This window comes from Shewanella submarina (assembly GCF_042646185.1).
Lineage (GTDB): Bacteria > Pseudomonadota > Gammaproteobacteria > Enterobacterales > Shewanellaceae > Shewanella > Shewanella corallii.
The window spans coordinates 266,530-292,712 of record NZ_JBHRTD010000018.1 but is presented as its reverse complement, the minus strand read 5'-3'; the positions used below and the strand labels follow the sequence as shown (position 1 = coordinate 292,712).

The window sequence follows — 26,183 nt, the reverse complement described above, 5'->3', positions numbered from 1 at the left end:
AGACAGATAACAATTGAACAATCAGGAAGCTTACTGCTTAAATGAAGCTTCCCGTACAAAACGTTATTTTAGTGATTTCTCAGTTACCAGTCTGTGATGAATACGGCGACTCCCACACAGGATGCCGATGCCAAGGAGAGCAACTTGCCCACACCTCTGCTACAACAGTTCTATATTGCTGAAGAGCAATCCGTTTATCTGCTGAAAGCTGACGATGCCCGTAAACACAGGGCCTGGATCCGTCTGTGTAAACAGCAACTCAGCAAGCTGGGGTACTCGGACATTGAACTGGCGGGTAAAGGGGCATATGGCTTTGTGTTTGCCGGAGTCAATCAGCAGGGAGAATCCCATGTATTCAAATTCTCCCGCATCACCCTGCCCCGACATATTCAGGACAGACTGGAGGATGAAGCCCATATTATCTCCCTGCTGAATCACCCCCATGTGCCCCCTTTGGTTAAGTTCGAGATGGTCGGGCGTCAGGGCATCCTGGTGATGCAAAGAGCCAAGGGAGAAGATCTGGAGCAGCTCTGCTTACGCAGGGGAGCTCTCACTCCCGGAGAGGTCATGGAGATCGCCCGTCAGCTGGCTGATATTCTGATCTACCTGAGAGTCGGTACGCCTCTGGTACATGGTGATATCAAACCCTCCAATCTGATGTGGGATGAGGCCAGTCAAACCCTCTCGTTAATTGACTGGGGGTCGGCTGTCTTTGCTCAGAGAGATGAAAACAATGAGCCGGTCGCCAGCAATGTGATGAACCTGCTCAGCGGCGACCAGCAGCATACCAACGCCCGCATGGGAGACGTTTACTTTATCGGCGAAGAGCAACTTAATGCAGGTCTCTCCAGTCCCAGATTTGATGAACAGGGCGTGGCAGGTACTTTGTTTGCACTGGCCTCAGGCCTGCCCAGTCGATTTGGCAGCAAAGTTATCCCGCCCACCAGTCTTGGGCTGCCGGTAGAGCTGGCAAGAATCCTTGAAGGAATGCTGAGTCATGATGCCAACACCCGTTATCGTGCTGGCGACTATTTTCTCAAGGCGATGAGCCGCCCCCAACGTCTGTTGTTACCCAAACTGTCCAACGAGGAGTACCACGCGCCAATCCCGGTGTGGACCCAGGCCACCAATAAAGAGGTGGACACAGTGAGCTACTCATCCCGTAAGTCCTTCCTGCGGGAACATCAGGTCGATGAGCCCATCGCCCGGGTCGATGATTTTCAGCTGGATAAGTACTACCGCAATTTTATGGCTGGCATGGGAGATACAGAGAAAGGCTTTCTGGCGGCACTCGGCAGACTGGGGCATTACCCCATTATGGGAGGGCTGGCACTGCACTGGCAGGACAACTCTTTGTATGTGGACTCAAACCTCGCCTTGTACGACGACAGCCTGAAACATGCATTTTCTCAGGTGGTGGGCAATATGATTACCCTGGCGCGGGGGATACATAAACAGGGCACATTCAAAGCCTGCTTCTTTAATGCCAGGGACACACTGCATATCACCCGTGAAGATGAATCACAGCAGTTTGTCGCCGGGGAGAATCAGCAGCTGCCCTTTGAAGTTAACGATGTGCCCCTGCAGGAAGATAAGTCGCGGTTACACTCCTACTTTGAGGATGGTCGCGACCCGGATGAAAGCCTGGAGTTGCCTGCTGAGATCATGACAGAGCTGGGCACCCTCAACCAGATCCATCATACCGGCTGTATCATTTTTGAAGTGTTGCCCACCCATATGAAGATCCACAGCTATTTCAAACTGCTGAACCCCAGACGTCAGGCAGCATTTCGAGCCTGTCTGGATCGCATTCTCAATCATGTGGGGAAAATTCAGGGCTATGGAGTATCCGGTTTTATGAAGTTGCCCTACAAAAACACCCGGGAGTTTGAACATATTCAGGCTCTGCCGGAGAAATTCTACCCCAGAGATCCCAGGGCCGGATAACAAGTAAAAGAAAACCTGCGGCATTGCGCAGGTTTCTATTGGTTCGGGGCGGGGTTACTCTTTTCGTCCCCAGTCATCATCTTTTCTTTGATGATCCGGCTTGTCGCCTCTCAGGCCTCTGTCTTCATCCTGCTTGCGCTCAAAATCACCTTCAAAGGTATTACCGTCGTGATTGTCGAACGGGTCACGACCGAATGGATTCTGTTGATTGAAAGGCCCCTGCTGACCAAAGCCACCGTTCATTCCACCGAATTGGCCCGGCGTCACCATACGCAGTTGCGCACGTTTCAAAATAAAACGGGCCAATGGCGCGCGGGTAAATGGCGTTAACAGCAACAGACCCATAAAGTCAGTCACAAAGCCTGGAATAACCAGCATAATACCGGCCATCGCCAGCATCATACCTTCAATCACTTCCTGACCGGGAGATTCGCCCCGGGCCAGCTTCTGCTGGGCCTGCATCAGAGTACTCAAGCCCTGACTGCGCACCAGTGATGCACCCACTACTGCGGTGAATAAACACAGGCCTATGGTAGTCCAGGTACCCAGTACTTCGCCCACACGGATCAGCACGGACAGTTCCACCACGGGAACCAGAACAAAAATCAAAAACAAAAATAAGAACATGCTGACCTCAAAAATGCATTTTCATTGAAAACTAAATGGGGATTAACCTGTCTATTTTCAAGTTGCCGCCATTTGTCACTCCCCAAAAGCGACAAACAGCCATTGAACTGACTCACTGTTTTCGCCCACTGCAGATGCAAGCAGCTGACAAAACACGTAGAGTTGTGGCAACTATTTTAAGCTCACTTGCTTAAAGCAGGTTTAATCTTAAGCGAGACTTAAGGACTTACTGATGCAATACGACAGTGAATATCTGTTGGTACTGACAACTTGCCCATCCAAAGAGGAAGCCTCTGCGCTTGCCCGAACTTTGGTGGAGCAAAAGCTGGCAGCCTGTGTGCAGATTTCCGCTCCCATCACCTCCTGCTATTCATGGGATGGCAAGGTATGTGAAGAGCAGGAGTTCAGTTTGCAGATCAAATGTCTGGCAGCATGCTACGACGCATTGCAACAGGCAGTGATCGCTTCGCACCCTTATGAAGTACCTGAGTTAATTGCAGTACCGGTGTCACAGGGACTGCCCGCTTATTTAGAATGGATAAAAGAAAACAGCCAATCATGAAACGACTATTCGCAGTATTCCTTGCCGCACTGACATTGCTGTCGCCTCTGGCTCACAGCGAAGGGATTTTTGACAGCAAGAAATTTGATTTCCTGGGTAGCAGTGAGCCCGAACTCATGCCGGTTGACGAAGCTTTCGTGTTCGACCTCAAGCAGGATGGCAGCCAGCTCAAGGTGAACTTTGTTATCGCCGACGGCTACTACATCTACAAAGACAAACTTAAGTTTGCCGTCAACAATGCCGAACTGGGCGAAGTCCAGTTGCCTGCAGGCAAGACGCATCATGATGAATACTTTGGTGAGCAGGAGGTGTACTACACCTATGTGGACATTCCTGCAGCCCTGAAGCAAGCGGGCAAAGACGCCAGCTTCTCTGTCACCTTTATGGGTTGCGCAGAAGGTAAACTCTGCTTCCCACCTACCACCCGCACTCAACCTGTACTGCCGGTAGAAGCCAACTCAGGCGAAGTGACGGTCCCGGCCAATGATATTCGTGCCACGGCTGAAGCGGTTAACGCAGTCAACGCCCAGAAGAGCAACCAAGTGGTCAGCGAGCAGGACTCACTGAGCCAAATGCTGGGTGGCGATAATCTGGCGCTGACCCTGCTGATCTTCTTCGGTCTGGGTATTGGTCTGGCACTGACTCCATGTGTGTTCCCCATGTACCCGATTCTGTCAGGCATCATTGTCGGTCAGCAACAGAAGCTCTCCACCGGTAAGGCATTTACCCTGTCCATGGCTTATGTTCAGGGTATGGCGATTACCTATTCTATTGTGGGTCTGGTGGTTGCCTCTGCAGGTATGAAGTACCAGGCTGCGCTGCAGCATCCGGCGGTATTGATTGTACTGGCAGTGATGTTTGCCCTGCTCAGTTTGTCCATGTTTGGCATGTATGACATTCGCCTGCCCTCCAAATGGCAGGAGAAACTGAACAACGCCTCCAACAGTCAAAAAGGTGGCAACCTCACCGGTGTATTTATGATGGGGGTTATCTCTGGTCTGGTGGCTTCACCCTGTACCACAGCGCCTCTGTCAGGCGTACTTATCTATATTGCCCAGAGTGGCGACCTGATGCTGGGCTTCCTGGCCCTGTATGTACTGTCAATGGGTATGGGCGTGCCTTTGCTGATGCTGGGTACCTCAGGCGGTAAACTCCTGCCTCGTGCCGGTCAGTGGATGGAAGTGATCAAGACAGTATTCGGCTTCCTGCTGCTGGCAGTATCCATCGTAATGATCAGTCGTATCTGGCCCGGCGTAACCACTGATGTGCTTTGGTCTGTTTGGGGTATCAGCTTAATTGGCTACCTGATGCACCAGAACAAGATGACAGAGTTCAACTGGAAACAGACTGCACGCTCTGTGGTACTTATCCTGATGCTGATGGGCAGTTTCTCCTATGGCTTCCAGGCGGTGATGGGCGCGCTGGGCTTCCAGACTGTTGGTGCCACGGCTCAAAGCGGTGCAGAAACCAAAAAGTTCATCCTGATCAAATCCATTGATGACCTGAACGCTGAGCTGGCCAAGGCCAAAGCTGCCGGTAAGCCAGCAATGCTGGATCTTTACGCGGACTGGTGTGTGGCCTGTAAAGAGTTTGAAAACATCACCTTCAAGTCTGAGCAGGTACAGCAGCGTTTCAGCGATATGGTGCTGCTCAAGGCCGATGTGACCAAGACAGATGCCACTGATGTGGCCCTGCTGGAGCACTTCAATGTGTTGGGGCTGCCTACTCTGTTGATGTTTGATGCGCAGGGTGAACAGGTACCTCAACTGACGGTTACCGGCTTTATGGGACCCGATGACTTTGCCGCTCACCTGGACAATCTGGTGAAATAAGCAACATCAACAAGGGAGCGCATGCCGCTCCCTTTTTATTTTCAATAGCTTACTCAGCAGCTGCTTGCCTCTCACATTTTCCAAACAAATTCTACCCAACACCTCTCAAACCTTTATTTTTCTTATACAATATCTGCTGTTGACCCCAAACTGCCGGCAGGAGACTATGCTGCTAGACGACTGGGTCATGCCGTCATTCAATTAAAGAAGTTCAGCAAGAAGGACTGCTATGGAACCTGCGATCCTCGTTATTACCCTCGCCTGTGGTCTGCTGGTCAGCCGGGTCGGACTCCCGCCACTGATCGGCTATCTGGTCGCCGGCTTTGTGCTTTTCATGTTTGGTATCGAAGAGTCCAGCCTGCCGCTGCTGGAACAACTCGCCAATCTCGGGGTGACCTTACTGCTGTTTGCCATTGGCCTGAAGCTGGATCTTCGCAGCCTGTTCAAAGCTGAGGTGTGGGCCGGCGCCAGTATCCATCTTATGGCCTCCATGCTGTTCTTTATTCCTGTGCTGAAATTGCTGGGCGTGCTCGGCCTGTCACAGTTGACTGGCCTGGGGTGGGAACAGCTTGGGCTGCTGGCCTTTGCGTTGGGCTTCTCCAGTACCGTTTTCGCGGTAAAAGTTCTGGAAGATAAAGGCGATATGCAGACCCTGTACGGCCGGGTCGCCATCGGTATCCTGATTATGCAGGACATATTCGCCGTCGCCTTCCTCACCATCTCCAAAGGGGATATCCCAAGCGTCTGGGCCTTATCCTTGTTATTACTGCCATTGGCACGTCCCTTGATTTATAAAGCCTTCGACCGGGTCGGTCACGGTGAGCTACTGGTGCTGTTTGGTCTGGTAATGGCTCTGGTGGTTGGTGCATGGCTGTTTGAAGCTGTAGGCCTGAAGCCGGATCTTGGTGCTCTGATTATCGGTATTTTGCTGGCCGGACACCCTAAATCCTCAGAGCTGGCCAAGTCACTCTTCTATTTCAAAGAACTCTTCCTGGTGGCCTTCTTCCTCACCATAGGCCTCAATGGATTGCCAACCCTGGAAGATGTCGCACTGGCGGGTATTCTGGTGGCTATCGTGCCACTGAAGATCGCCCTGTTCTTCTATCTGCTGACCCGCTTCAAGCTGAGATCCCGTACCGCCATGTTGTCCGCATTCAGTCTGGGTAACTACAGTGAGTTTGGCTTGATAGTGGCTGCGGTAGCCGCTCAGAAAGGTTGGCTGCCAGCGCAATGGCTGGTGATTATCGCCGTAGCACTAAGTATCAGCTTCCTGATGGCTGCGCCCCTGAATAATGCGGTAGGCAACCTTTACCAGAGATACCACAAGCGTCTGCGTAAGATGGAGCGCTTCCCTCTGCACCCAGAGGACAGACCCATCTCAATCGGCAATCCAAGATTTATGATTATCGGTATGGGACGCATTGGTGCCGGCGCCTACGATGAGCTGAAAGCCAAGTTTGGCTCAGAGATTCTGGGCATTGAACACAAAAAAGAGTTGGTTAACCAGCACACCAACTATGGCCGTAATGTGGTCCAGGGAGATGCGGCTGATATCGACTTCTGGGAAAAGCTGGATAACGCCGACGGTCTCGAGTTGGTCCTGCTGGCGATGCCACACCACGGCGGTAACCTGTTTGCGGTAGAACAGCTGAACAAGCGCGGATACAAAGGCAAAATCAGCGCCATAGTCCAGTACAGCGAAGATACCTGCTCACTGAAAGAGGCAGGAGCTCACAGTGTTTACAACCTGTATGAAGCTGCAGGTGCAGGTTTCGTTGAGCATGTTACCTCTGAACTTCTGTATTTCAGTCAGCAGCAGGAGTGCAGCAAGGAAAAGGCTAAAACTGTTATTTAGTAATCAGTTGCGATAGGGTGATGGACGTTTGTCATCTCGTAAGGAAACGTCCATGCCCAAATCAACTTCCGCTGCAGGTCTGACGCTGGCAGCCCTGCTCGCTTCACCCACGGCGCTGGCCGCCGGATTCGATGTCTTTCTCTACCCTTTGAGTTTTGATGATGGTCAGTGGCAACTTGGGCAGCCCAAAGCCCTGACCGACAGAGATGGCTATGACTCTCAACCCGCTTTCACCTCAGACAGCAAATCCCTGCTGTTAAGCTCAGACAGAAGCGGCAGCTACACAGATATTTACCGAATTAACATCAAAGACGGCAGAGTCACCCAACTGACCAATACCCCGGATGAGGGCGAGTTTTCTCCAACGCCAATGGCAAATAAGGCCGGTATTCGTTATGTGGTTGAGCAGGGTGTTCCCCATCAAAGTGTATGGCAACAAACTGAAGGCCAACCCAGAGAGCGAGCCGTCAACAGCATGATCAACAGTGGCTACTACTCCCATCATCCTGAAGTGGGCACCTTGCTGTGGGCCCGATATGGTTACAACCTCTATTTTGAACCCAAAGGTGAACAGGCCGACGAGCGCCATTTTGTGGCTGACAGCGTAGGTCGCAGTTTGCACCCAATCCCCGGCCAACCAGCCTTCAGTTTTGTGCAAAAGCGCCATGATGGTCAGCAAATAGTGACCCGATTTGAACCGAAAACAGGCAGTTTGACGCCAATCGCGTCATTGACTCCGGGCAGCGAAGATACCGCCTGGAGCCCCAACGGCTGGCTGTTTCACACCAGTGATGCCGGACTGCAAACACTGCACTACCAGACTGATAAACCCATGGCTCAGCAGCAATGGACTCTGGTTGCGCCTCTGACACCACCGGCTGCCAACTACAGCGCCCCAAATCGGCTTGCGGTGAGCCCGGATAATCATTGGCTGGCGGTCGTTTGGCAAAGAAAGCAGCAGAGTAAAACGCTGCAAATACTGCCTAGTACCGTTTTATACGCTAACATGTTATAAAAAAGTAACTAAATGTGTGCATCTTTTAGATGCGCCATCTTACTCAGATTATTCATGGCAGCTAAAGCAGGATGAACCAGGCAGCAGAATTCGTCAGCCAACTATTTATCGAAACCTTCAAGTCCGCGCCTGAACACGTGTTCAGAGCTCCCGGCAGGGTCAATCTGCTGGGAGACTACAGCGATTGCTACGATGGGCTGACAATCTGTTGCGCAGTCAATGTATATACCTGGCTGGCGGTTCGCCCCAGACAGGATGGTAAGTTCAGAGTCGTCTTTCACCATACCGCACTCAAAGGAGAACAGCTCAGCGCAGGTTCTGTCTATGAGTGGTTCGCAGGGATAGAAGGCCCTCCCATAGATGATGCTGATGCGCTTAATTATCTGAAGGGGATCACCAGTGAGCTGGTCCGCTCAGGCCTGAGCTTAACCGGCCTGGATCTGGCCGTTGTCAGCACCATCCCCAAAAATACCGGACTTGCTTCAACCGCCGCTCTGCAAACCGCCTTTGGCACGGCCCTGGGACTATGCTGCAATCAACAACTCACGCCCATGGCTGTTGCACAACTGGCCCAACGTGGTGAGAGCCTTTACCTTTCCCACACCTGTGGCGTCGTCAGCCAGATGAGCTGTGTCCTCGCCCAGCCAGACAGTGCCCTGATGATCGATAGTTTGGATATGGACTGCCAACCCATCCCCATGCCCCAAACCCTGACGATTGCGGTAATAAAGCCTGTCAGTGTCGAGGCCAAGACAGAAGCAAAACGACAAGCCAGACAGGAGCACTGTCAGGCATTTGCCGAACATTTTGGGGTCGCCTCACTGCGTTGTCTCAACCGCAATCAGCTCCACTCGAAAGAAAGAGAGAGCTGTACCCGCTTCTTTGATGAAGTACAGCACTTGCTGGGAGAGAATGAGCGGGCTCATCAGCTGGTAGGCGCGCTGAGAAGAGACGATCCCGGGCGGATCAGTGAGTTGATGCAGGCTTCCCATCACTCTCTAATTGGCGCCCTGCATCCGGACAATCAACAGGCTCAGGCAGTAACAGACTTCCTTCACGGCTTCCTTGGCAACCGGGGCGGTGCCCGTATGACAGAGGATCACACTGTGGTGGCGCTTATCCCATCACACGAGATCACAGACCTCTTGTTGGAACTGCAAACCAGGTTTACCCAGTGCGACAGCTATATGTGTGAGTTGGCCGGAGCAGCGGGCGCAGTAGGTGTCAGCCGGGAATAAAAAACGGTAGCTCCACAGCTACCGTTATATGCATCCAGGGCCGACTGATATCAGCCCTTTGATACAGCGCTTACCATTTCCAGAGATTAATCGTCGTCGTAATCGTCGTCAGACCAATCATCGTCTCCCAGGTTATCGTCTTCATAGCTGTCTTCAGCTTCCACCTCAGCCTTGGCTTTCTTTGGCGCGGGAGCACTGTCTTCAACTTGCGGACGTTTACCCAGAAACTCTGCTCTGGCAATCTTCCATGCACCACTGAATTTCGATTCAGCGTCCTTAATGGCCGCTTCATCCAGCTCATGCAAGTTGGGTTTTACTATCTCCTCTACATACTCAACAATCGCATTGCGATCTGTGTTGTAGAGAAAGACTCTTCCAGGAGAAGCGTCTGGTAACTGATTGTCATGAATGACCACTGTATTCCCTCTGGAGGTTCTCAGTTCACCAATCCAAACCTGTTTCTTCGCCGTGTTGTACATATATGCCAATACCCTTAAATCAACATATAAACTAAAAATAAAATGTTTCGGCAGTACTGCTCCGCTGCCACTTTTCCCACCGTTAAAGTGGGGTCCAATAAGCCCGGTATTTTTACAGAAACTTTCTGATAATCAATGACCCGGTGATGAAATTTCCCTTAATCTGAACGGAAAGCTCATTACCTCATCATCTTCCCTTACTGGCAGACAATTCTTGCTCAAAAAAGCCCTGTTCAAGACAAACTGAACTCAGACATTGAGCACATCTCCCATAAGGAATGTAGTCCAAAATTATTGACTGGCAAATTATTTTTATATAAAAGCCTGCAGCCCATCACTCAACAATCAACAGGCTTGAAAGCCAGCTGTAATAAGGGTTATCGCTGACCTGCACTATTGGTATCAGCTTTAATATCCGCTGTCCAGAGGGAATTTAGTCTTAGTTGGCGACAATAAAAAACGGGATTGTGGAGTCACAATCCCGTCATACTTTTCAGGCAGTTTGGGCTATCCGGGTATTATGCCTTACGAATTACCACACGTACCTGTGGACCCTGTTGTTCCACTTCCAATACCTCATGACCATGACGTTTGGCGTCGGTAGGAATATTGTTGATGGACTGCAGACAGTCAGTCACCACTTCCAGCGTTTCGCCGGACTGCATCTGCTTCAGTGCATCCAAAGTCGCCACAACCGGATAAGGACAAGGCTCGCCCCATACTTCCAGCTGGAAATCCACTTCGGCCACTACATCACTTGCTGATTGAACCATGTTAATTCTCCTGACGCTGACGGGCGAAGAAACGCTTCTCCCACCACAAAATTGCCAACAAAGACAGGCCAAGCAGCGCAAAGGTCATACCCAAGCCGCCCCAAGGACCCAAACTCTCAAGTAAATTCACTTTCGGCCAGCTGGTTGCCAGTGGGGTCGCCACGCTGTCCCACATCGCCGCCAGACCCAGAGCCCCCAGAATAGTGCCCAGGCCAACCCACCAGAAGTGCACCTGACCTTCCATCGCACGGTACATCCAGCCGGTCTCACAGCCACCGGCCAGCACAATACCAATACCAAACAGCACGCCACCAATCACCACGTTGGGACCGGCCCACATCACCTTCTGGCTCAGACCCAATTCGATATAGCTGAAGGTCGCCAGGGCGCTCACTGCCATACCCAGCACAATGGCGATGGCCATCTGGGTACGACCGGTAATCCACATATCACGAAAAGCTGAGGTAAAGCAGATCTGTGCCCGCTCGATCAGCAGGCCAAAGCCCATACCAAACAGCAAGGCAATGCCCAGCTTGGGAGAATCCAGCAGGGTCACTACGCCCCAAATCGCCATCAAGCCGAAAATCGCCATGCCCAGACGGAAACGGTTACTGGCCTGGTTCTGATCCTGGGCGATATTGCGCTTAGCGCCGCCCCTGGTCAGCTTCAGCGGCACCCGGAACATGGGCAGCAGCGTCAGCTTGGCTCCCAAATAGGTACCCACCGCAGTCGCCAGAGCGAAAATCCAGGCATGCAGGGAGAACTGAGGAATACCGGTAAAGAAAGCTGCCAGGTTGCACCCCATCGCCAGGCGGGCACCAAAGCCAGCCAGTGCGCCACCAATCACAGCCTGGGCAATACGGCGCTTATGCTGAGGTAAGCGAATACTCACATTATTGGCCCACAAGGCTGCCGCCAGCGCGCCACCAAACATACCGATCAGCATCATGCCACCAGCTCTGTCCAGCGGTGTGCCTTTAAGACCAATAATCTGGAAGTAAGTCCAGCTTTCCGGATGAGCGCCAAACAGTTGCGCCAAATGCCCGCCCCAACGGGTAAATTCACCGGTAACCGCCCACAGGCCGCCGGTCAAACCGAAGAAAATGGCCGACAGTACACCCGCGGCAATCACCGCAGGCACAGGTGACCAGAACCTAATCAGATAGGCTTGCTTGAATGCTTGCCAACTCACGACATTTTCCCCCATAGAAAATGCGAGTGACAGAAGACAGGTAGACCAGGCAGGTCTGCGCATCTTCTCTCACGTCAAAAACGAAAGCGGCGGATAATACCTCACCCGGTGATCCGCCGATACGACTTAATGCAAAATTTAACCAGATAGGGTTTTCTTACCCCACCCGCTGCAACATGGGGGCTGCACTGGTCACAATTCGTTCACCACAGCTATAGACCATGGCTCTGTTATCCCGGCAAAAACCGACCAGGGTGATATTGCTTTTTTGCGCCAGTTCCTGAGCCAGCGCCGTCACCGCAGACATGGCAAACAGCAGCTCAATACCGGCAGCCGCAGCCTTTTGCACCATCTCAAAACTGGCCCGGCTGGTAAGCATCACCGCCCTGGGCATGGGCAGTTTATTCAGGGCAAAATGGCCAATCAGCTTATCCAGAGCGATATGTCGGCCCACATCCTCGAATCCAGCCAACACCTGACCTGACTCATCCAGCGCCATAGCCGCGTGGGTGGCACCGGTTACCCGAAAGCAGGGCTGCTGCTTCTTGAGCTCTCTCAATGCAGAGTTCATCACCGCCAGGTTAAACCTGCTGTTACCTTCAACAGGAATAATGGGTTTAATCGCCTGATCCAGCTGAGCCACACCGCAAAGGCCGCAGCCCGTACGTCCCGCCATATTGCGCCTGTGCTGCTTAAGCTCGGTAAATCGACGGGTGGTGATCTCCAGATGCACTATCACCCCAAGCTCTACCTCTTGCAGTTCAACACCTTTGATTTCAGAGGCACACTCAACAATCCGCTCCGACAGGGTAAAGCCGACAGCAAAGGCTTCCAGATCCATGGGTGAAGCCATCATCACAGTGTGGGAGATACCGTTGTAAACCAACGCCACCCTGACCTCTCTGGCCAACTCATCGGACACAGGCGACAGGCAGCCGTTAAAGCTCGACCAGGCATCAATACTGCGGATGCTGTTATTTAAATCGGTGTTCATACTCATATCCCTGTGGAAACTCCGGCGCTCAGGCCTTCGGCCCTATTAGTTGATAGATGGGCTGACAGATGGGCTGACATAGCAGTCGCCGCAATAGAAAGATGATTGGGTTCAGGCATCTGTGCCTGCCTGGGTGTTTTTATGGGTCGCAAATACTCAAACAGCTCAGCATCCCGCAAGGTGCGACTGTTGGCCTTGTACAAACGCCTGGTAAAGCCGATGCGGTCAAACCACTCAAGTAACTGAATCCCCGCTTTACGCCCCATCTGCATTCCGGCACAAAACTCTGAGGTACTCACAGCATCATGCTCTTCAAGGTGCGCCAGGATCATGGCTGCCCCCGCCTGCAGAGTATCGCTGAGAATGTATCTGTCTTTAAGCAGCGCACAGATGTAACCCAGCTGCACCAGCTTGTAGCAAAGAGCTCTGGCCTGCTTGGCACTCAGTCCCAGAGGCTCACAGATATCCGAGGTCCACAAAGGCGTACGCGACTGGATAAACATCTGCTCCAGGGTCTGCCACAAAGGCAGTTCATCTGCAGACAGGGCAATGGCATGCCTTGGCAGATGCAGCTGTCCCCGGGTCATGACCAGCTCCCCCGCTGCCAGATGCTCATATATGGCCTGATTGACCAGGGCTGTAGGCAGGCCTGAGTGACATACTCTCAGCAAGCGTGCCCGCCCCAGCCCCAGTTCATCCGGATTGGACTCATGGTGGGCGGCAATACGCGCCATCATCTCGGTTTTAAAGCCATCAAACAGAGTGCGGCTTACCAGCCAGTCGCCACGACTGACCAGACCTGTACTGTCGCTGCGGCCACGATTGTCACAACCAAGGTGCTGTTGCAGTTCAGCCTCACTCAATTGCAAACTCCAGGCCTGCATAGCAATAGAAACCGCTTTGCGGCTGCAGCTCACCGTGAGTGCCAGTAAAGGTGTCTTATTGGCCTTCTGAATACAGGCAGCCAGCTCAGTCAGATACTCAATGCGCTCAGCGGTACGCTTACCCCGGGTTGGTACCTCCAGCTCCAATACCCGGGCGCCCCCCAACGTCTCTCGGCCACAGGCATCCCGCACCACCAACATATCGCCGGCAGCAGGCAGTAAAGGCTGCTCCAGCACCAGCTCTGCCAGATACTCTTTGCGATTGGCAGATGATGTGGTCAAAGGCGCTTCAGACAGCAGGGCGATACGACCAAGCTGATGACTGGCGCCATGGTGCAGGTGCACGCTCTGCCAGTGTTTGGGCATAAAACCACTGAGTACCACGGCAAATCGGGATACCGGCTCTGGCATGGCGATAGAACTCAACCAGTCGCCCCGCTCAATATCATGATCATTGCCGGTCAGGTTCAACGCCACTCTGTCACCGGCCCGGGCAAAATTGGATTCCCGTCCCTGGGCGTGCAGGCCTCTTACCCGCACCTGTTGTTTGTGTGCTCCGGCGTTTAAACCACTTCTAGAGCCAGAGGCGGTATTGATCACATACAGTTTGTCTTCTTTATTCACGCAGCCACTGATCACCGTGCCTGTGGCCACCAGGCCCGCGCCTTTTACACTGAATACCCGATCAAAAACCATGCGAAAAGGCGCCGAATCGACTGTGGTTTGAACGCTCTCACTCAGTGTTTGCAAATGCGCCTTTAGCTCAGCAATGCCAAAACCTGTGTGCGCCGAGACAATAAACTCCTGCCGGGATACTCCCTGCAGCATACCGGCATGGGCCAGCCAAACGCCCAGCTCAATCTGAACTTCGCTGACCCTGTCAGCTGTGACTCTGTCGCACTTGGTCAGGGCGATGGTCAGGCTCTCAAGCGGCATCAAAGAGAGGATCTGCAGGTGCTCACGAGTCTGAGGCATCACACCGTCATCACAGGCCACCACCAGCAAGGCGTGTCTGGCGTGACTGACGCCACACAGCATATTGTTGATAAACTTTTCGTGACCCGGCACATCGATAAAAGCCAGACGATTGTCATCACCCAGATCCATAAAGGCGTAACCCAGATCGATCGTCATGCCCCGGCGCTGCTCCTCGGGCAAACGGTCAGCATTCATCCCGGTCAGCGCCTGGATAAGGCTTGTTTTGCCGTGGTCCACATGACCAGCAGTTACAATAATCATTGATTGGCCCCGCACTCAGCTTGATGAAACTGGTCTTGCCACCCTCTATGTGCCACATGTCCTGCTGTGACGATAATCATGCAGCCACCTCCCCCTGTCTGTCTGATTCCAATGCAGATGGAACGCGGGCATCCCGCCAGCTGCTGAGGCAGGTATAGAGGGCGGCTGTCAGTTCGATGTCATCATCACTGCCGCGCAGATCCAGCCAGAGTTTGCCTGCTCCCAGACGGCCAATGACAGGGGTGTTTTGCTGCTTGAAATGACGTTCAAGCGAGCTAAGAGAGTCCAGGGCAGAGTCAGGGTTCGGGGTAAAACACAGGGCAACAGATTCCAGCAGTACATCCGGCTGAGAACCGCTGCCCACCTGGGTATGGCAGGTTTCCAGTGTTACCTGTAAGCCAGATTGCAAATCTTCACAGCTAAGCATCAGCCTTTGTCCCAGCTTCTGCAGCTCACTCAATGGTCGGGACAGCTTGCGGAAGATAGGCATTACAGTGTCCAGCTGCTCAGGCCTGCGATATTCAAGCAAGGTGGCTTCCAGTGCCGACAGCACCATTTTGTCGCATCTCAGTGCCCGCTTCAGCGGATGAGACTGCAGCTTGTCGATCAGTGCCTTTTTGCCTACGACCAAACCCGCCTGAGGGCCTCCCAGAAGTTTGTCACCGGAAAAGCTCACCAGATCTACGCCATCGCTCAGCATCTGCTGTGGCATGGGCTCACTGGCAAGGCCAAAACGGGACAGCTCGGTCAGCGCGCCACTGCCGAGATCTGAGATAAGCCCAATGCCATTGTCACGGCACAATCCGGCCAGCTCTGCTTCAGAGACCGACTTGGTAAAACCGGCGATATGATAGTTACTGGTGTGCACCTTCATAATGGCAGCCGTGTTTTCGGTAATGGCGGCTGCGTAATCTTTAAGGTGGGTGCGATTAGTACAACCCACCTCCACCAGCTTGCAACCAGCCTGAGCCATAATGTCGGGAATACGGAAGGCGCCGCCAATCTCCACCAGCTCACCGCGGGACACAATCACCTCTTTACCCGGAGCAACAGAGGCCAGCATCAGGAGCACTGCCGCGGCATTATTATTAACCACACAGCAGGCCTCGGCACCGGTCAGCTCATGCACCAGCTCACTGATGCGCGAGTCCCTGTGGCCACGCTTGCCCGCCCCCATATCAAACTCCAGGGGAACTGGGTGACGCATCACATCGGTTACCGCACTGATGGCAGATTCACACATCTGACTGCGCCCCAGATTGGTGTGCAACACTGTGCCGGAGAGGTTAATCACAGGGCTTAAACTGTGGCGACCGGCATTTTGCAGCGCCTGCTCCAGCTCGCTGATCAGCAAAGCTTCATCTACACACCAGGCTGGCAGGGTCCCTTGTTTGGCAATTACGCTGCGGGCCGCCGTCAACATTTGGATCAGTTGCGCTTTCACCTGAGGTTTGCCATAGCGGTCAATAAAACTCATCACTTGAGATATCTTCAGCAGGCTATCCATGGCCGGCAGGAGTCTAAACAGGGCGTTGGAAGAGTCGATAGCTTGAGTCATAAGTCTTGGAGAATTGATCTTTCTTTGGGTTAAGAAGAGGAGGCACTGGGTGCCTCCTCAGGTATTCAGTACTGCTGTTTACTAAGCGTTGGCCGCAGGCTCTTCTTCAGCTGAAGGCTCTACTGCATCTTCGTGGGCCAGCAGCAGAGGGTTGACGGTGGAAGGATGGAATCCTTCCTCAACCAGTTGCTGATCCATCACCATGCTGGCCAGATCATCTACCGCCACTTCCAGGCGCGGGTTGATGTCGGTAAACAGCATTTTGGTGTAACCCTTACAGCTGCCACAGCTTTCGATTCGCAAAGGTGCCTTGGTTTCGGTTTCTGCCCAGAGATGGATATCCCGGTTATCACCGCAACAGGTACACTCGGCGCGAACTCTGTGCCACTGGGTTTCACACAGACTGCAGTGCAGATAACGCAATCCCTGACGGGGCTGCTCACGCACCACACTGGCGATGGGGTGAGAACCACACACAGGACACAGCCTGTGATGACCTTCGCCCACTTTGGCCTGTACCTGAGCCACATTTACCGCCCAGTGCGACCAGTAAAGTGACAGAGCTGCCCAGATAAACAGGCTGAAACGGGCAGGAACGCAAGTAAACCGTCCGTCCAGCATCTCTGTCGCCCAGGTTTGCAGCTGCTCAGGTTCCGTGGTTGCCAGCTCCTTCAGCACTTCTTGCACTGAAGGAGAAACCAGCGGCAGCAACTCACTGATAAGCTCCTGCAACCCCGACTGCCAGAAATTGCCCCAGTCGAAACTGGCCGGACTCAGCGGAGTGGAACCAGACAGCTGCAATTGCGGCTGTGGACCAAACAGGCTTTCAGCGTCAGACGTCTGCGCCAGTCGGGCCTGGGCCCGGGTCAGTAACCTGAGCAGACCAAAGTAATCGGTCAGCACAGTGTCATCCGCCAACTCCTGCAAACGTGCTGCACGACGTGAATACACAGCAGCAGGGTTTGCCGGTATCACGGTCAACACATCGGCCGCGTCTTTGGCCAGGGCTTCAGGGTCCAATCCTGTTACAGAAGGGGTTGCAGTGCTCATAATCAGTGTTTTTCCTGCTTAATAATTTTCAGTTCAGGATCGTTCAGCATGTTCGGGTGGTGCTTCTTGCACCAGGCCCGAGATACTGTGCCGTACAACATACCGGCCACAGATCCTTCCACCCAGGTTGCCATCCAGAAGTGCACCATCACGAAGATCAGCATGATCACCGCGCAGATGGCGTGCAGCAGAATGGCCCACTCAATGGTGGAGGCTTCAAAGTAAGGGGCGAAGTAAGGCTGCCACATCATGAAACCTGTTACGGTCAGCACGATGGAGGTCACCACGAAGGTGCGGAACAGCACTTTCTGACCCGGGTTGTAGTGGCCGATAGCGGGGATCTTGTCCTCGTTTTCGAACATCACATCCTTAATAGCCAGCATCCACTTCAGGTCGTTCTTTTCCCACTTGTTATGGTGGTAATAGCGCACCAGCATCAACATCAGCGGCAGACACATCATCAAGCCGGCGATGGGATGAACAAAGCGTGCCATCTGTGGTGTACCGGCAATGCCGCCCAGCCACTGGAACGATGGGAAGAAGAAGGCAAAACCCGTCAGGAAGGTCACCAGACCTGTCGCCACAATGAACCAGTGGCAGAGTCGGTCGAACAGTGTATGACGCAAGATCCTTTCATTCTTATGCATATCCGTTACTCCTTGTCTGACTTGTGGTTGTCATCATGGGAGTGGTCATAAGCCGCAGGCTCATCCTCTTCCACAATGTTGCGGCCCACAGTAATGCGGTGTGCAATGGCCACGGCAGCGGTGGCAATAATGCCCACAGCGCCCAGAGGCTTAACCACGTCCTGCCACAACTTAACCGGCAGGCTGGTCTTGGGATCAGCTGGCAAGCCATAGCTTTCAGGCTGGTTGATGTCGTGCAGAATCATCACCATACCTGTGCCGCCTACCCCTTCTGGGTTGTACAGACCAGCATTGGCATAGCCTTTCTCTTTCAGTTGCTTCACCCGCAGATCTGCGTAGAACAACATGTCTTCACGGGTGCCGAAACGCAGCGCACCGGTAATACAGGTCTTCACACAGGCTGGTTCCAGGCCGATCTGAGTACGGTCAGCGCACATGGTGCACTTGTACGCCTTCTGATCGATAGGATCCAAACGCGGAATGTTAAACGGACAGGCCGATACGCAGTAACCACAACCGGTACACTTGTCTGAGTCAAAGTCCACGGTGCCGTTACTGCGCTGCACGATGGCGCCTTTGGTCGAACAAGCGGTCAAACAGGCAGGGTCGTCACAGTGCATACATGCTGTGTGCGTGAACTGCCAATGCATCTTGTCGTTCTTCTTGAACTCGTGGAACTTCATCAGCGTCCAGCACTCGGAAGAAAGATCTGCCGGGTTCTGGTAGCTGCCGGAGAACTCGCCGATTGGCGCTCTCAGGTCGTTCCACTCAGAGCAAGCCACCTGACAGGCTTTACAGCCATTGCACTTGGTGGCATCGAACAACTTGGTCATCTTGGCGACCTTGCGGCGCACCTGGGCGGCCGGGGTCAGCTCAGATGTGCCTGAACTTAAAATAATATCTTGTGCAGACATGATCAGATCCCCTTCGCCTTCTCAATGTTGACCAAAAATGCTTTGTACTCAGGTGTTTGCGTATTCGCATCACCCACTTCCGTGGTCAGCACGTTACAGGTAAAGCTCTTGCGGATCAGAGCGTTGTGACTGCCGTGACGTGGCAGACCAATAGTGTGAACCCATTGACCATTCACCTTCAGCGGCTGCAGTCGCTGCGTCACCAGCGCCTTGGTTTCCATGGCGCCACGCTTGGAGCTGATACGTACCCAATCACCGTTATTAATGCCCTTGTCCTTGGCCAGTACTTCGTCGATCTCAACGAAGGTTTCCGGCATGGAGATGGCCGCCAGACGACAGTGAGTCGACCAGTAGTTGAAGTGCTCAGTCATAGAGTAAGTGGTACAGACATAAGGGAATTCCTTATTGTTGCCCAGAGTCTCTTTCACGCCCGGCAGCATACGTACTGCAGGGTTGCTGACCACGCTCGGGTGCAGTGGGTTGGTACCGATTGGCGATTCCACTGGCTCGTAGTGCTCAGGGAACGGACCTTCAGCCAGCATCTTCAGGGCGAAGAAACGACCTACACCTTCAGGCTGCATCATAAATGGATGGGCAGATTCCTGAGGTGGCAGCTTCATATTGAAGTCGCCTACGTCGATGCCATGCCAGTGACCATCTGTGTACTCAAGGATCATACGCTTCGGATCCCACGGCTTACCGTTCACGTCACAGGAGGCACGGTTGTACAGTACGCGGCGGTTCATCGGCCAGGCGAACGCCCATCCCGGAGTGATACCTTTACCGGATGGATCATGGTTGTCACGACGGGCCATCATGTTGCCAGCTTCAGTCCAACAGCCTGAGTAGATCCAGCAACCACATTCAGTGCTGCCGTCATCCTTCAGCTGAGTGAAGTTATCCAGCTGGCGACCTGTGGCGATATCCTTACCGTTCAGCTCTTTGGCAACCTCTTCCCCATGTGGGAAAGATGGCGTGTGGTAATCCCACTTAATGGCTTCAATCGGCTCAGGCAACTTACCGCCTTCATCCTTATACATCTGCTTCAGAGTCAGCATGATGCCGGACAGGATCTCTGCATCTGGCTTGGACTCACCCGGTGGGTTGGCGCCCTTCCAGTGCCACTGCATCCAGCGACCTGAGTTAACGATACAGCCCTCTTCCTCGGCGAACAGCGTGGTTGGCAGACGGAAGACTTCGGTCTGGATAGACGCAGGATTCACTTCGTTGAACTGATCTGCGTGCTGCCAGAACGTGGCGGTCTCGGTGGCCAGCGGATCCAGTACCACCAGGTACTTCAGATTGCTCAGCGCCTTCAGCGTCTTATTACGGTTTGGCTGGGAGTTAATACAGTTCACACCCTGTACAAACAGACCATTCACTTCACCGTGGAACATCATGTCCAGATGCTTACTGTAGTCGTACTGCAGGTCCCACTTTGGCAGCCAGTCGTAGCCGAAGTCGTTTTCCTTGGTCGCGTACTTACCCCAGAAACTCTTCATCTGAGAGATAAAGAACTTGGGATAGTGCTGCCAGTAGTTGGTCTGACCCGGACGCAGCGGCACAGGTGTGTAGTTGCGCAGGTAAGTCTCAAGGTTCACGTCATTGTCGTTTGGCAGCTTGAGGTAACCTGGCAAGCCCTGACACAGCAGACCCATGTCGGTGGCGCCCTGTACGTTGGAGTGACCACGCAGTGCGTTTACACCGCCGCCCAGCACACCAATGTTGCCCAGCAGCAACTGGATCATCGCCATACTGCGAATGTTCTGCGCGCCCTTGGTATGGTGGGTCCAACCCAGTGCATACATAAAGGTGGCAACGCGATCGTGAGTATGGGTCGAACCAATCACTTCACACACGGCCTGGTAGTCTTCTACCTTGGTGCCGGTGATGTTACTGACGGTATCAAAATCATAGCGATCAACATGCTTCTTCAGCAGGTTCCACACACAGCGTGGGTGCTGATAGCTTGGGTCAACCTTGGCAAAGCCTTCCCCGTCCAGCTCATAGAACCAGGATTCTTTGTTATAGGTGCCGGATTCTTCATCGAAACCACTGAACAGACCATCATTGAATTCAAAATCTTCACGCACGATAAAGCTGGCGTTGGTATAAGCCTTCACATAGTCGTGGTTTACCTGATCTGTCTCGATCAGATAACGGATCACACCCAGCAGGAAGGCGATATCTGTGCCGCTGCGCAGTGGCGCGTACACATCAGCCAGAGAGGCACTGCGGGTAAAGCGTGGATCTACGACCACAAGCTTGGCATCGTTATGCTGCATCGCTTCTGACACCCAGCCAAAGCCGACGGGATGCGCTTCTGCAGCGTTGCCGCCCATAATAATGGCGACGTTGGTGTTTTTGATGTCGATCCAGTGGTTGGTCATGGCACCGCGCCCAAATGTTGGAGCAAGACTTGCTACCGTAGGGGCGTGTCAGTTACGAGCAATGGTATCGATGGCAACAAGGCCAGTGGCACGGGCAAACTTATGAGTAATAAAACCGCCTTCGTTCGGCTGCGCCGAAGAGGTCATCATGCCTGTGGTCAGCCAGCGGTTTACAGTAGTACCGGCTTCGTTGGTTTCGATCAGGTTGGCGTCGCGGTCGTCTTTCATATGACGGGCGATACGTGAGTAAGCTTCCTGCCAGCTGATGCGTTTCCATTCATTGGTACCCGGCTCACGCACTTCAGGGTACTGATTACGGTTAGGACTGTTTACATAGTCCACCAGACCGGCACCTTTAGGGCACAGGGCACCACGGTTAACCGGGTTATCAACATCCCCTTCAATATGGAAAATACTCTGCTCAGAGTTTTTGCCCACAGTGCCGTGGCTGTACATCAACAAGCCACAACCTACTGAGCAATAACAGCAGTTATTACGGGTTTCTTTCGCTCTTAATAATTTATACTCACGGGGCGCGGCCATGGCCTCACCGGGCATCATGCCCAGCGCGGCGATTGCCGACGTCGTCGCTCCGCAGGCACACAGTTTAAAAAACTGTCGTCTGTCCATCTCGAGTCGCCTCACACTAGATTATTATCTGCACTCACTTGGGCGCGTTTTGCACTTGCATAGAGTGCAACATCATTTTTCGCTGTCGGCATCTCAGTGGCCGACAACGGCCGAAGTATCAGAAAACAAACTCAAAATAACAATTTATCCGTGACGACCCAGATCACACTAAAACCCAAACAGCACCAACAACCAGAAATAACAACCAAAACCGAGATCAAAAACCACCAAAACAAGCAGGTATCAGCCACTTAAACCATGCCAACCAACAAAAACAGATTGCGACACAATGACCTACCGCATAGTAAATAATGTCCCAAAACAGAATGTTAAGCGTCAGCTAATGCAGACAGGTCAGTTTCACAAGGGTGAAAAAGTGAAAGCGGTCAAAGACAGTAGTTTGCGGCAGATATCCGGCATAAATCATCACAACAAGCCAGATCTTGTCAGATACCTAAAAAGCCACAAACAGGCCAATTGGACAAAATGACGCAAATTGGTAAATTTTGAACCAGGCATTTATTGACCATCTTTAAGGAGGGCAGAGCAAATGTTAACCACCATAGAGGATTTGTTCAGGGCGTCGCTGATGAACAAAAGCACTTTGCCAGGCCGCCGACACCCGGCACAAAAAGTGTAACCACTGTCTCAAAAACCAACAATGACAGCACATTGCACTTGTCAGCCACCCGGTAAGTTATTTAGTATCCGCTGCGTTCAAAGGGAAGAACGTCGTCTCCGGTGAGGCGTCCGGACTTCAAATCCGGGTGGGGCTGCCAGCAGTCCCGGGCAGGTTCAACTCCTGTGTTCTTCCGCCAAAATCTTTTTAAACACCCAATAATAACCCACCACCTTATTCCCCAATAAAAGACAAGGCGTCAGCCTTTGCTGTCGAACTTCGGCTGAAAATCTGATTTTATTCAGGCTTAAACAAGCGTCATTTGCCGGCTTTGTTGAAGCATTTCACAAATTCTCCAGCCAGATTCATACCGGCCTCTCCAATTGCTGTGCATTCGGCTAATCTGCCCCGGTTTATTTCAGGCTCGTAGTAAGGATGACCAATGCACCATTGCGGTAACGCTCTCTATCTTCAGGATAAATTTTGTACTCAGTGCGGAGAGGGGATTCAGGAAACCAGAAAACTGCTGACACTGACAGATCTTGAGCCTGAGCTGCTGACTGACCTGAGTCAGTCATGCCCGGATGCCAAAGTATTTACCGGTCGTCTAACCCGTAGCTTTCATTACAAACGCCACAACACGGGCGGTAACGACAGCATCACATACTCCTACTGGTGGATCACTCTGGAAAGCGCCGAGGGTGAAATCAAACAGATCAGCATCAATGCCGAAAATAAGGCTTTTAATAGCTTAAAGGTCGGTGATGTCATCACTCTGCTTGAGCCAACCAGTATCTCCCTGACTTACAAATTGAACAGCGCCGCCAAGGGCATAGTGACCAACGACCAACTGGCTGGCGGGGTGATACTGCACAATGATGATGGTCAGGTATCCACCATGACCAATCACTATGACTGCAGTAAGCCCAGTATTGTCGGTACATTCTTTTTCGGCCTGCTGCTGGCCTTTATTGCCACGGCCATTGTGGCAGGCGTGTCTGACCTGGGTGACGGCTCCATTGTGATGGGTATCTTTATCAGTATCGCCTGCATGGTTCCCTGGTATAACGCCAGCCTGAACAACTTCCATAAATGCCATGCTCGCAAAGAAAGCATTAAAGCGGCCATCGCCAAAATACTTGAGGTCAGCAAATACCAACTGGGCTTTCACCGGGTAGAGCGCCCAAGCCAGGACGACGATATCTTCTGTGCAGATTGCGAGTCCCGCATTCAGGCGAATCTTGGCTACTGTCCCCACTGTGGCATGAGCCAGTCCTCCCCGGTCAATTTGTTGCAGGCTCAAACCGACGATGAAGCTGAGTTTGGCACAGTGTCTAATATGGATGCGGATATGAGTGCTGACACGAGTGTCGCTATGAGCGCCACCGCAGATACGCAACTACAGGTGTGCGAAACCGAACCAGAGACGCAGACACCAGCCCGCAAGAGTATCCGCGAGATGCGTCTGGAGAAGATGAAAGAGTTTTACGTCTCCCACAAGCAGGACTTTATCTACCGCTACGTACTGCGAACCAATGAGAAATTTGATGGCAGTGCCTGGTGCTATATGGTGCAGGTGACCGACCGCAACATGAATACCAGCGTCAGCGATGTGACCCATACAGAAACCATTCGTACCGACTATAAGAATCGATACGGCAATGTAGTGGATTCGAAATATGAAACCCACAGCTATCGCGTTAGGGATTCCAGGCTGAATGGCAAGATCACTGTGGAAGATGAACTGGGCGAAGTCTTCGAACAGTGGCTGCCAGAATCACTGATGAGCCATACCGATGTGGGCGATTACCTGTTGATTGGCTACTCACGCAGAGAGCGAAACGACAGATACCGACGTTATGGCGAGTACTACTACAACATCAGCAAGGGTCGCTGGGAGATGCCTGAGTCCATCCATGAATATGGTGAGACCAGTATGTGGGCCAAGTTTATTGTGTTTTTGGCAGCGGCCGGTTGCGGCGCACTGGCTTACTATACCCGTCAGTGGGAACTGCCAGCCGGATTGTTTGGCGTGTTTATCACAGCTGTTTTCGTCAAGTCCTGGTTAACAGACAAGGCCAACAACGCAAATGCCCACGAGCTGATCAAGCCGATTATGGATACCCTTTACCGGGTCCGGGATAACAAGCAGGAGATCCTGGCTTATCTGGCCAAGCTGAAGTAACTATTTGCTTTAATTGAGTAAGTAAGCCACGAAGCGCTGCGCTTCACAGCGAATATGGCGTAAGCCATGTGATAATGAGCGAGAGCCATGGATGGCGAACTTGCTCTTAAACAAGGATGTTTTTGAGCACGAAGGGAAAAGCAAAAAGATTATCTCTGACTGCTCTTCTCTGTGCCCTCTGTGGTTAAGTGCTTTTCTGTTTTTAAAACTCTTACCACAGAGCGCTTCGCTTCACAGAGAGCACAGAGGAAAGGCCAGAAAAAGCCAAGTTACGTTAGATGTGCTTGCTCTTCTTCGTGTCCTCCGTGCCCTTCGTGGTTCAATGCTTTCCTGTTTTAAAGCTTCTACCACGAAGCGCTGCGCTTCACAGAGAGCACGAAGGAAAAGCAAAAAAGATTATCTCTGACTGCTCTTCTTCGTGTCCTTCGTGCCCTCTGTGGTTCTTTGCTTTTCAGCTTGTTTACTCATGGGTAACAGCCAGGACTATCTTGCCTCTGTGTTGTCCTGACTCCATCAAACTATGGGCTTTGGCCACATCAGCCAAAGGGAAGCTGGCATAAATTGGCAGCAACTCAGCTTTGCCAGTCAGGGTTGGCCAGAACGTCTGCTCTAGCTGAGTGGCAATCTCGGCCTTAGCAGCGTCAGATTGTGGTCTCAGCGTTGAGCCGGTCCAGCTGATACGCTTGGCCATCAAGCGGAAAATCTCTATCTCAGCAGTACGTGACTGCTGCATCGCCACAGACACAATGCGGCCATCGGTATTGAGTGCCTTCAGGCTCAGATTCACCATATCGCCTCCGGCCTGATCCAGCACCAGATCCACTCCGCCCTCCGTGCTGGCACTGGCTCGGGCACTAGCAGTGACTTTCAGGATCTGCTCCAACAGATCTTCATCTTTATAGTTAAGGGCGGCATCAGCGCCCAGCTCCAGACAGTAAGCGCACTTGTCACTGCTGCCACAGGTCACTATTATTCTGGCCCCCAGCGCTTTACCCACCAAAATAGCACTGCTGCCAATACCGCCGCTGCCGCCATGCACCAGTAAAGTTTCACCCATTCGCAGCCGACCACGAATGACCAGGTTGCCCCACACAGTAAACAGAACTTCCGGCAATACCGCCGCATGCTGCATATCCATCCCTTCAGGCACAGGCAGACAGTGATCGCCATGGGTCAACACATACTCGCCATAGCCGCCACCCGGCACCAGAGCACAGACTTTGTCTCCCAATTGCCAGCGACTAACACCCTGACCTGTCGCAACAACCTCTCCTGCCACTTCAAGCCCCAGAACCGGGCTGGCGTTTGGCGGCGCGGGGTATACCCCTTTACGTTGGGCGATATCCGGCCCATTAACCCCGGCGGCGTGAACCTTAATCAGTACCTGATTGGCATCGGGACTGGGCATTGGGCTGGAGGCTAACGTCATGTCTTCCGGTGAGCATCCCGGCGTGAATTGAATATGTTGGAAAGTCTCTGGCAAATTGAAAGCCTGCATCACTGCTCCTTGAGTTAATTAGGGTCTATTGACCTTTGAAGATGGTTTTTTTGCG

Annotated in this window: 19 protein-coding genes and 1 tRNA gene; 8 read left to right on the top strand and 12 right to left on the bottom strand. The window is 52.7% G+C overall.

Annotated features, from left to right (window positions below):
- The first annotated feature begins 144 nt into the window (after positions 1–144).
- Positions 145–1,947: a serine/threonine protein kinase gene (locus tag ACFOE0_RS18370; RefSeq protein WP_248934746.1), complete on the top strand. Its 1,803-nt coding sequence runs from the start codon at positions 145–147 to the stop codon at positions 1,945–1,947.
- 54 nt (positions 1,948–2,001) lie between these two features.
- Here the strand turns inward: ACFOE0_RS18370 and ACFOE0_RS18365 are convergent, their stop codons facing one another.
- A complete protein-coding gene (locus ACFOE0_RS18365) occupies positions 2,002–2,574 on the bottom strand; it encodes an FxsA family protein (protein ID WP_248934062.1) in 573 nt (190 codons plus the stop codon).
- A gap of 232 nt (positions 2,575–2,806) precedes the next feature.
- Here ACFOE0_RS18365 and cutA point away from each other — a divergent pair, with 232 nt between their 5' ends.
- The 5 genes from cutA to ACFOE0_RS18340 all read left to right on the top strand — a co-directional run bounded on the left by cutA (position 2,807) and on the right by ACFOE0_RS18340 (position 9,076).
- Positions 2,807–3,136, top strand: coding sequence for a divalent-cation tolerance protein CutA (gene cutA, locus ACFOE0_RS18360; protein ID WP_115137340.1), 330 nt, complete (start codon positions 2,807–2,809; stop codon positions 3,134–3,136).
- Positions 3,133–4,968, top strand: a complete 1,836-nt coding sequence (locus ACFOE0_RS18355; RefSeq protein WP_248934061.1) for a protein-disulfide reductase DsbD — start codon at positions 3,133–3,135, stop codon at positions 4,966–4,968. The genes cutA and ACFOE0_RS18355 overlap by 4 nt, the downstream gene beginning before the upstream one ends.
- Positions 4,969–5,197: 229 nt before the next feature.
- Positions 5,198–6,823 carry a cation:proton antiporter family protein gene (locus ACFOE0_RS18350; RefSeq protein WP_248934060.1) on the top strand — a complete coding sequence of 542 codons (1,626 nt, stop codon included), beginning with the start codon at positions 5,198–5,200 and terminating at the stop codon, positions 6,821–6,823.
- Positions 6,824–6,875: 52 nt separating this feature from the next.
- Positions 6,876–7,838 carry a hypothetical protein gene (locus ACFOE0_RS18345; RefSeq protein ID WP_248934059.1) on the top strand — a complete coding sequence of 321 codons (963 nt, stop codon included), beginning with the start codon at positions 6,876–6,878 and terminating at the stop codon, positions 7,836–7,838.
- A 71-nt stretch (positions 7,839–7,909) separates the two neighbouring features.
- The gene (locus tag ACFOE0_RS18340) at positions 7,910–9,076 is read left to right on the top strand and encodes a galactokinase (protein ID WP_248934058.1); all 1,167 of its coding nucleotides are present in this window, start codon (positions 7,910–7,912) and stop codon (positions 9,074–9,076) included.
- 86 nt (positions 9,077–9,162) lie between these two features.
- On the opposite strand, the gene ACFOE0_RS18335 is transcribed toward ACFOE0_RS18340, so the two are convergent.
- From ACFOE0_RS18335 to fdnG, 10 genes are all read right to left on the bottom strand, one after another.
- Positions 9,163–9,555 (bottom strand): hypothetical protein, encoded by a 393-nt coding sequence (locus ACFOE0_RS18335; protein ID WP_248934057.1) that lies wholly within the window; start codon positions 9,553–9,555, stop codon positions 9,163–9,165.
- 518 nt (positions 9,556–10,073) lie between these two features.
- Positions 10,074–10,328 carry a sulfurtransferase-like selenium metabolism protein YedF gene (gene yedF / locus ACFOE0_RS18330; RefSeq protein ID WP_248934056.1) on the bottom strand — a complete coding sequence of 85 codons (255 nt, stop codon included), beginning with the start codon at positions 10,326–10,328 and terminating at the stop codon, positions 10,074–10,076.
- A gap of 1 nt (position 10,329) precedes the next feature.
- Positions 10,330–11,520 carry a selenium metabolism membrane protein YedE/FdhT gene (gene yedE / locus ACFOE0_RS18325; protein WP_248934055.1) on the bottom strand — a complete coding sequence of 397 codons (1,191 nt, stop codon included), beginning with the start codon at positions 11,518–11,520 and terminating at the stop codon, positions 10,330–10,332.
- Positions 11,521–11,677: 157 nt separating this feature from the next.
- The gene (gene fdhD, locus ACFOE0_RS18320; protein WP_346347842.1) at positions 11,678–12,514 is read right to left on the bottom strand and encodes a formate dehydrogenase accessory sulfurtransferase FdhD; all 837 of its coding nucleotides are present in this window, start codon (positions 12,512–12,514) and stop codon (positions 11,678–11,680) included.
- 2 nt (positions 12,515–12,516) lie between these two features.
- Positions 12,517–14,637: a selenocysteine-specific translation elongation factor gene (gene selB, locus ACFOE0_RS18315; RefSeq protein ID WP_248934054.1), complete on the bottom strand. Its 2,121-nt coding sequence runs from the start codon at positions 14,635–14,637 to the stop codon at positions 12,517–12,519.
- A 76-nt stretch (positions 14,638–14,713) separates the two neighbouring features.
- Positions 14,714–16,195, bottom strand: coding sequence for an L-seryl-tRNA(Sec) selenium transferase (gene selA, locus ACFOE0_RS18310; RefSeq protein WP_248934053.1), 1,482 nt, complete (start codon positions 16,193–16,195; stop codon positions 14,714–14,716).
- Positions 16,196–16,276: 81 nt separating this feature from the next.
- Entirely contained in the window at positions 16,277–17,245 is a 969-nt protein-coding gene (gene fdhE, locus ACFOE0_RS18305) for a formate dehydrogenase accessory protein FdhE (RefSeq protein WP_248934052.1), read from the bottom strand.
- Positions 17,246–17,247: 2 nt separating this feature from the next.
- Positions 17,248–17,892, bottom strand: coding sequence for a formate dehydrogenase subunit gamma (locus ACFOE0_RS18300; RefSeq protein ID WP_115137352.1), 645 nt, complete (start codon positions 17,890–17,892; stop codon positions 17,248–17,250).
- Between the two features lie 5 nt (positions 17,893–17,897).
- A complete protein-coding gene (gene fdxH / locus ACFOE0_RS18295; RefSeq protein WP_283106300.1) occupies positions 17,898–18,806 on the bottom strand; it encodes a formate dehydrogenase subunit beta in 909 nt (302 codons plus the stop codon).
- Positions 18,807–18,808: 2 nt separating this feature from the next.
- Positions 18,809–21,826: a formate dehydrogenase-N subunit alpha gene (fdnG, locus tag ACFOE0_RS18290; protein ID WP_248934051.1), complete on the bottom strand. Its 3,018-nt coding sequence runs from the start codon at positions 21,824–21,826 to the stop codon at positions 18,809–18,811.
- A gap of 723 nt (positions 21,827–22,549) precedes the next feature.
- On the opposite strand from fdnG, the gene ACFOE0_RS18285 reads away from it, so the two are divergent.
- Positions 22,550–22,644, top strand: a tRNA-Sec gene (locus tag ACFOE0_RS18285).
- Positions 22,645–22,887: 243 nt separating this feature from the next.
- Positions 22,888–24,630, top strand: a complete 1,743-nt coding sequence (locus ACFOE0_RS18280) for a hypothetical protein (RefSeq protein WP_248934050.1) — start codon at positions 22,888–22,890, stop codon at positions 24,628–24,630.
- 460 nt (positions 24,631–25,090) lie between these two features.
- Here the strand turns inward: ACFOE0_RS18280 and ACFOE0_RS18275 are convergent, their stop codons facing one another.
- Complete coding sequence (locus ACFOE0_RS18275; protein WP_248934049.1) at positions 25,091–26,128, bottom strand: NAD(P)H-quinone oxidoreductase; 1,038 nt, start codon at positions 26,126–26,128, stop codon at positions 25,091–25,093.
- Positions 26,129–26,183: the final 55 nt, after the last annotated feature.

Excerpts from the sequence above, each read along its gene's own strand:
- ACFOE0_RS18365 (WP_248934062.1), bottom strand. The coding sequence starts at position 2,574 with ATGTTCTTATTTTTGTTTTTGATTTTTGTTCTGGTTCCCGTGGTGGAA.
- cutA (WP_115137340.1), top strand. The coding sequence starts at position 2,807 with ATGCAATACGACAGTGAATATCTGTTGGTACTGACAACTTGCCCATCC.
- ACFOE0_RS18355 (WP_248934061.1), top strand. The coding sequence starts at position 3,133 with ATGAAACGACTATTCGCAGTATTCCTTGCCGCACTGACATTGCTGTCG.
- ACFOE0_RS18350 (WP_248934060.1), top strand. The coding sequence starts at position 5,198 with ATGGAACCTGCGATCCTCGTTATTACCCTCGCCTGTGGTCTGCTGGTC.
- ACFOE0_RS18345 (WP_248934059.1), top strand. The coding sequence starts at position 6,876 with ATGCCCAAATCAACTTCCGCTGCAGGTCTGACGCTGGCAGCCCTGCTC.
- ACFOE0_RS18340 (WP_248934058.1), top strand. The coding sequence starts at position 7,910 with ATGAACCAGGCAGCAGAATTCGTCAGCCAACTATTTATCGAAACCTTC.
- ACFOE0_RS18335 (WP_248934057.1), bottom strand. The coding sequence starts at position 9,555 with ATGTACAACACGGCGAAGAAACAGGTTTGGATTGGTGAACTGAGAACC.
- yedF (WP_248934056.1), bottom strand. The coding sequence starts at position 10,328 with ATGGTTCAATCAGCAAGTGATGTAGTGGCCGAAGTGGATTTCCAGCTG.
- fdhD (WP_346347842.1), bottom strand. The coding sequence starts at position 12,514 with ATGAACACCGATTTAAATAACAGCATCCGCAGTATTGATGCCTGGTCG.
- selB (WP_248934054.1), bottom strand. The coding sequence starts at position 14,637 with ATGATTATTGTAACTGCTGGTCATGTGGACCACGGCAAAACAAGCCTT.
- selA (WP_248934053.1), bottom strand. The coding sequence starts at position 16,195 with ATGACTCAAGCTATCGACTCTTCCAACGCCCTGTTTAGACTCCTGCCG.
- fdhE (WP_248934052.1), bottom strand. The coding sequence starts at position 17,245 with ATGAGCACTGCAACCCCTTCTGTAACAGGATTGGACCCTGAAGCCCTG.
- ACFOE0_RS18300 (WP_115137352.1), bottom strand. The coding sequence starts at position 17,892 with ATGCATAAGAATGAAAGGATCTTGCGTCATACACTGTTCGACCGACTC.
- fdxH (WP_283106300.1), bottom strand. The coding sequence starts at position 18,806 with ATGTCTGCACAAGATATTATTTTAAGTTCAGGCACATCTGAGCTGACC.
- ACFOE0_RS18280 (WP_248934050.1), top strand. The coding sequence starts at position 22,888 with ATGCACCATTGCGGTAACGCTCTCTATCTTCAGGATAAATTTTGTACT.
- ACFOE0_RS18275 (WP_248934049.1), bottom strand. The coding sequence starts at position 26,128 with ATGCAGGCTTTCAATTTGCCAGAGACTTTCCAACATATTCAATTCACG.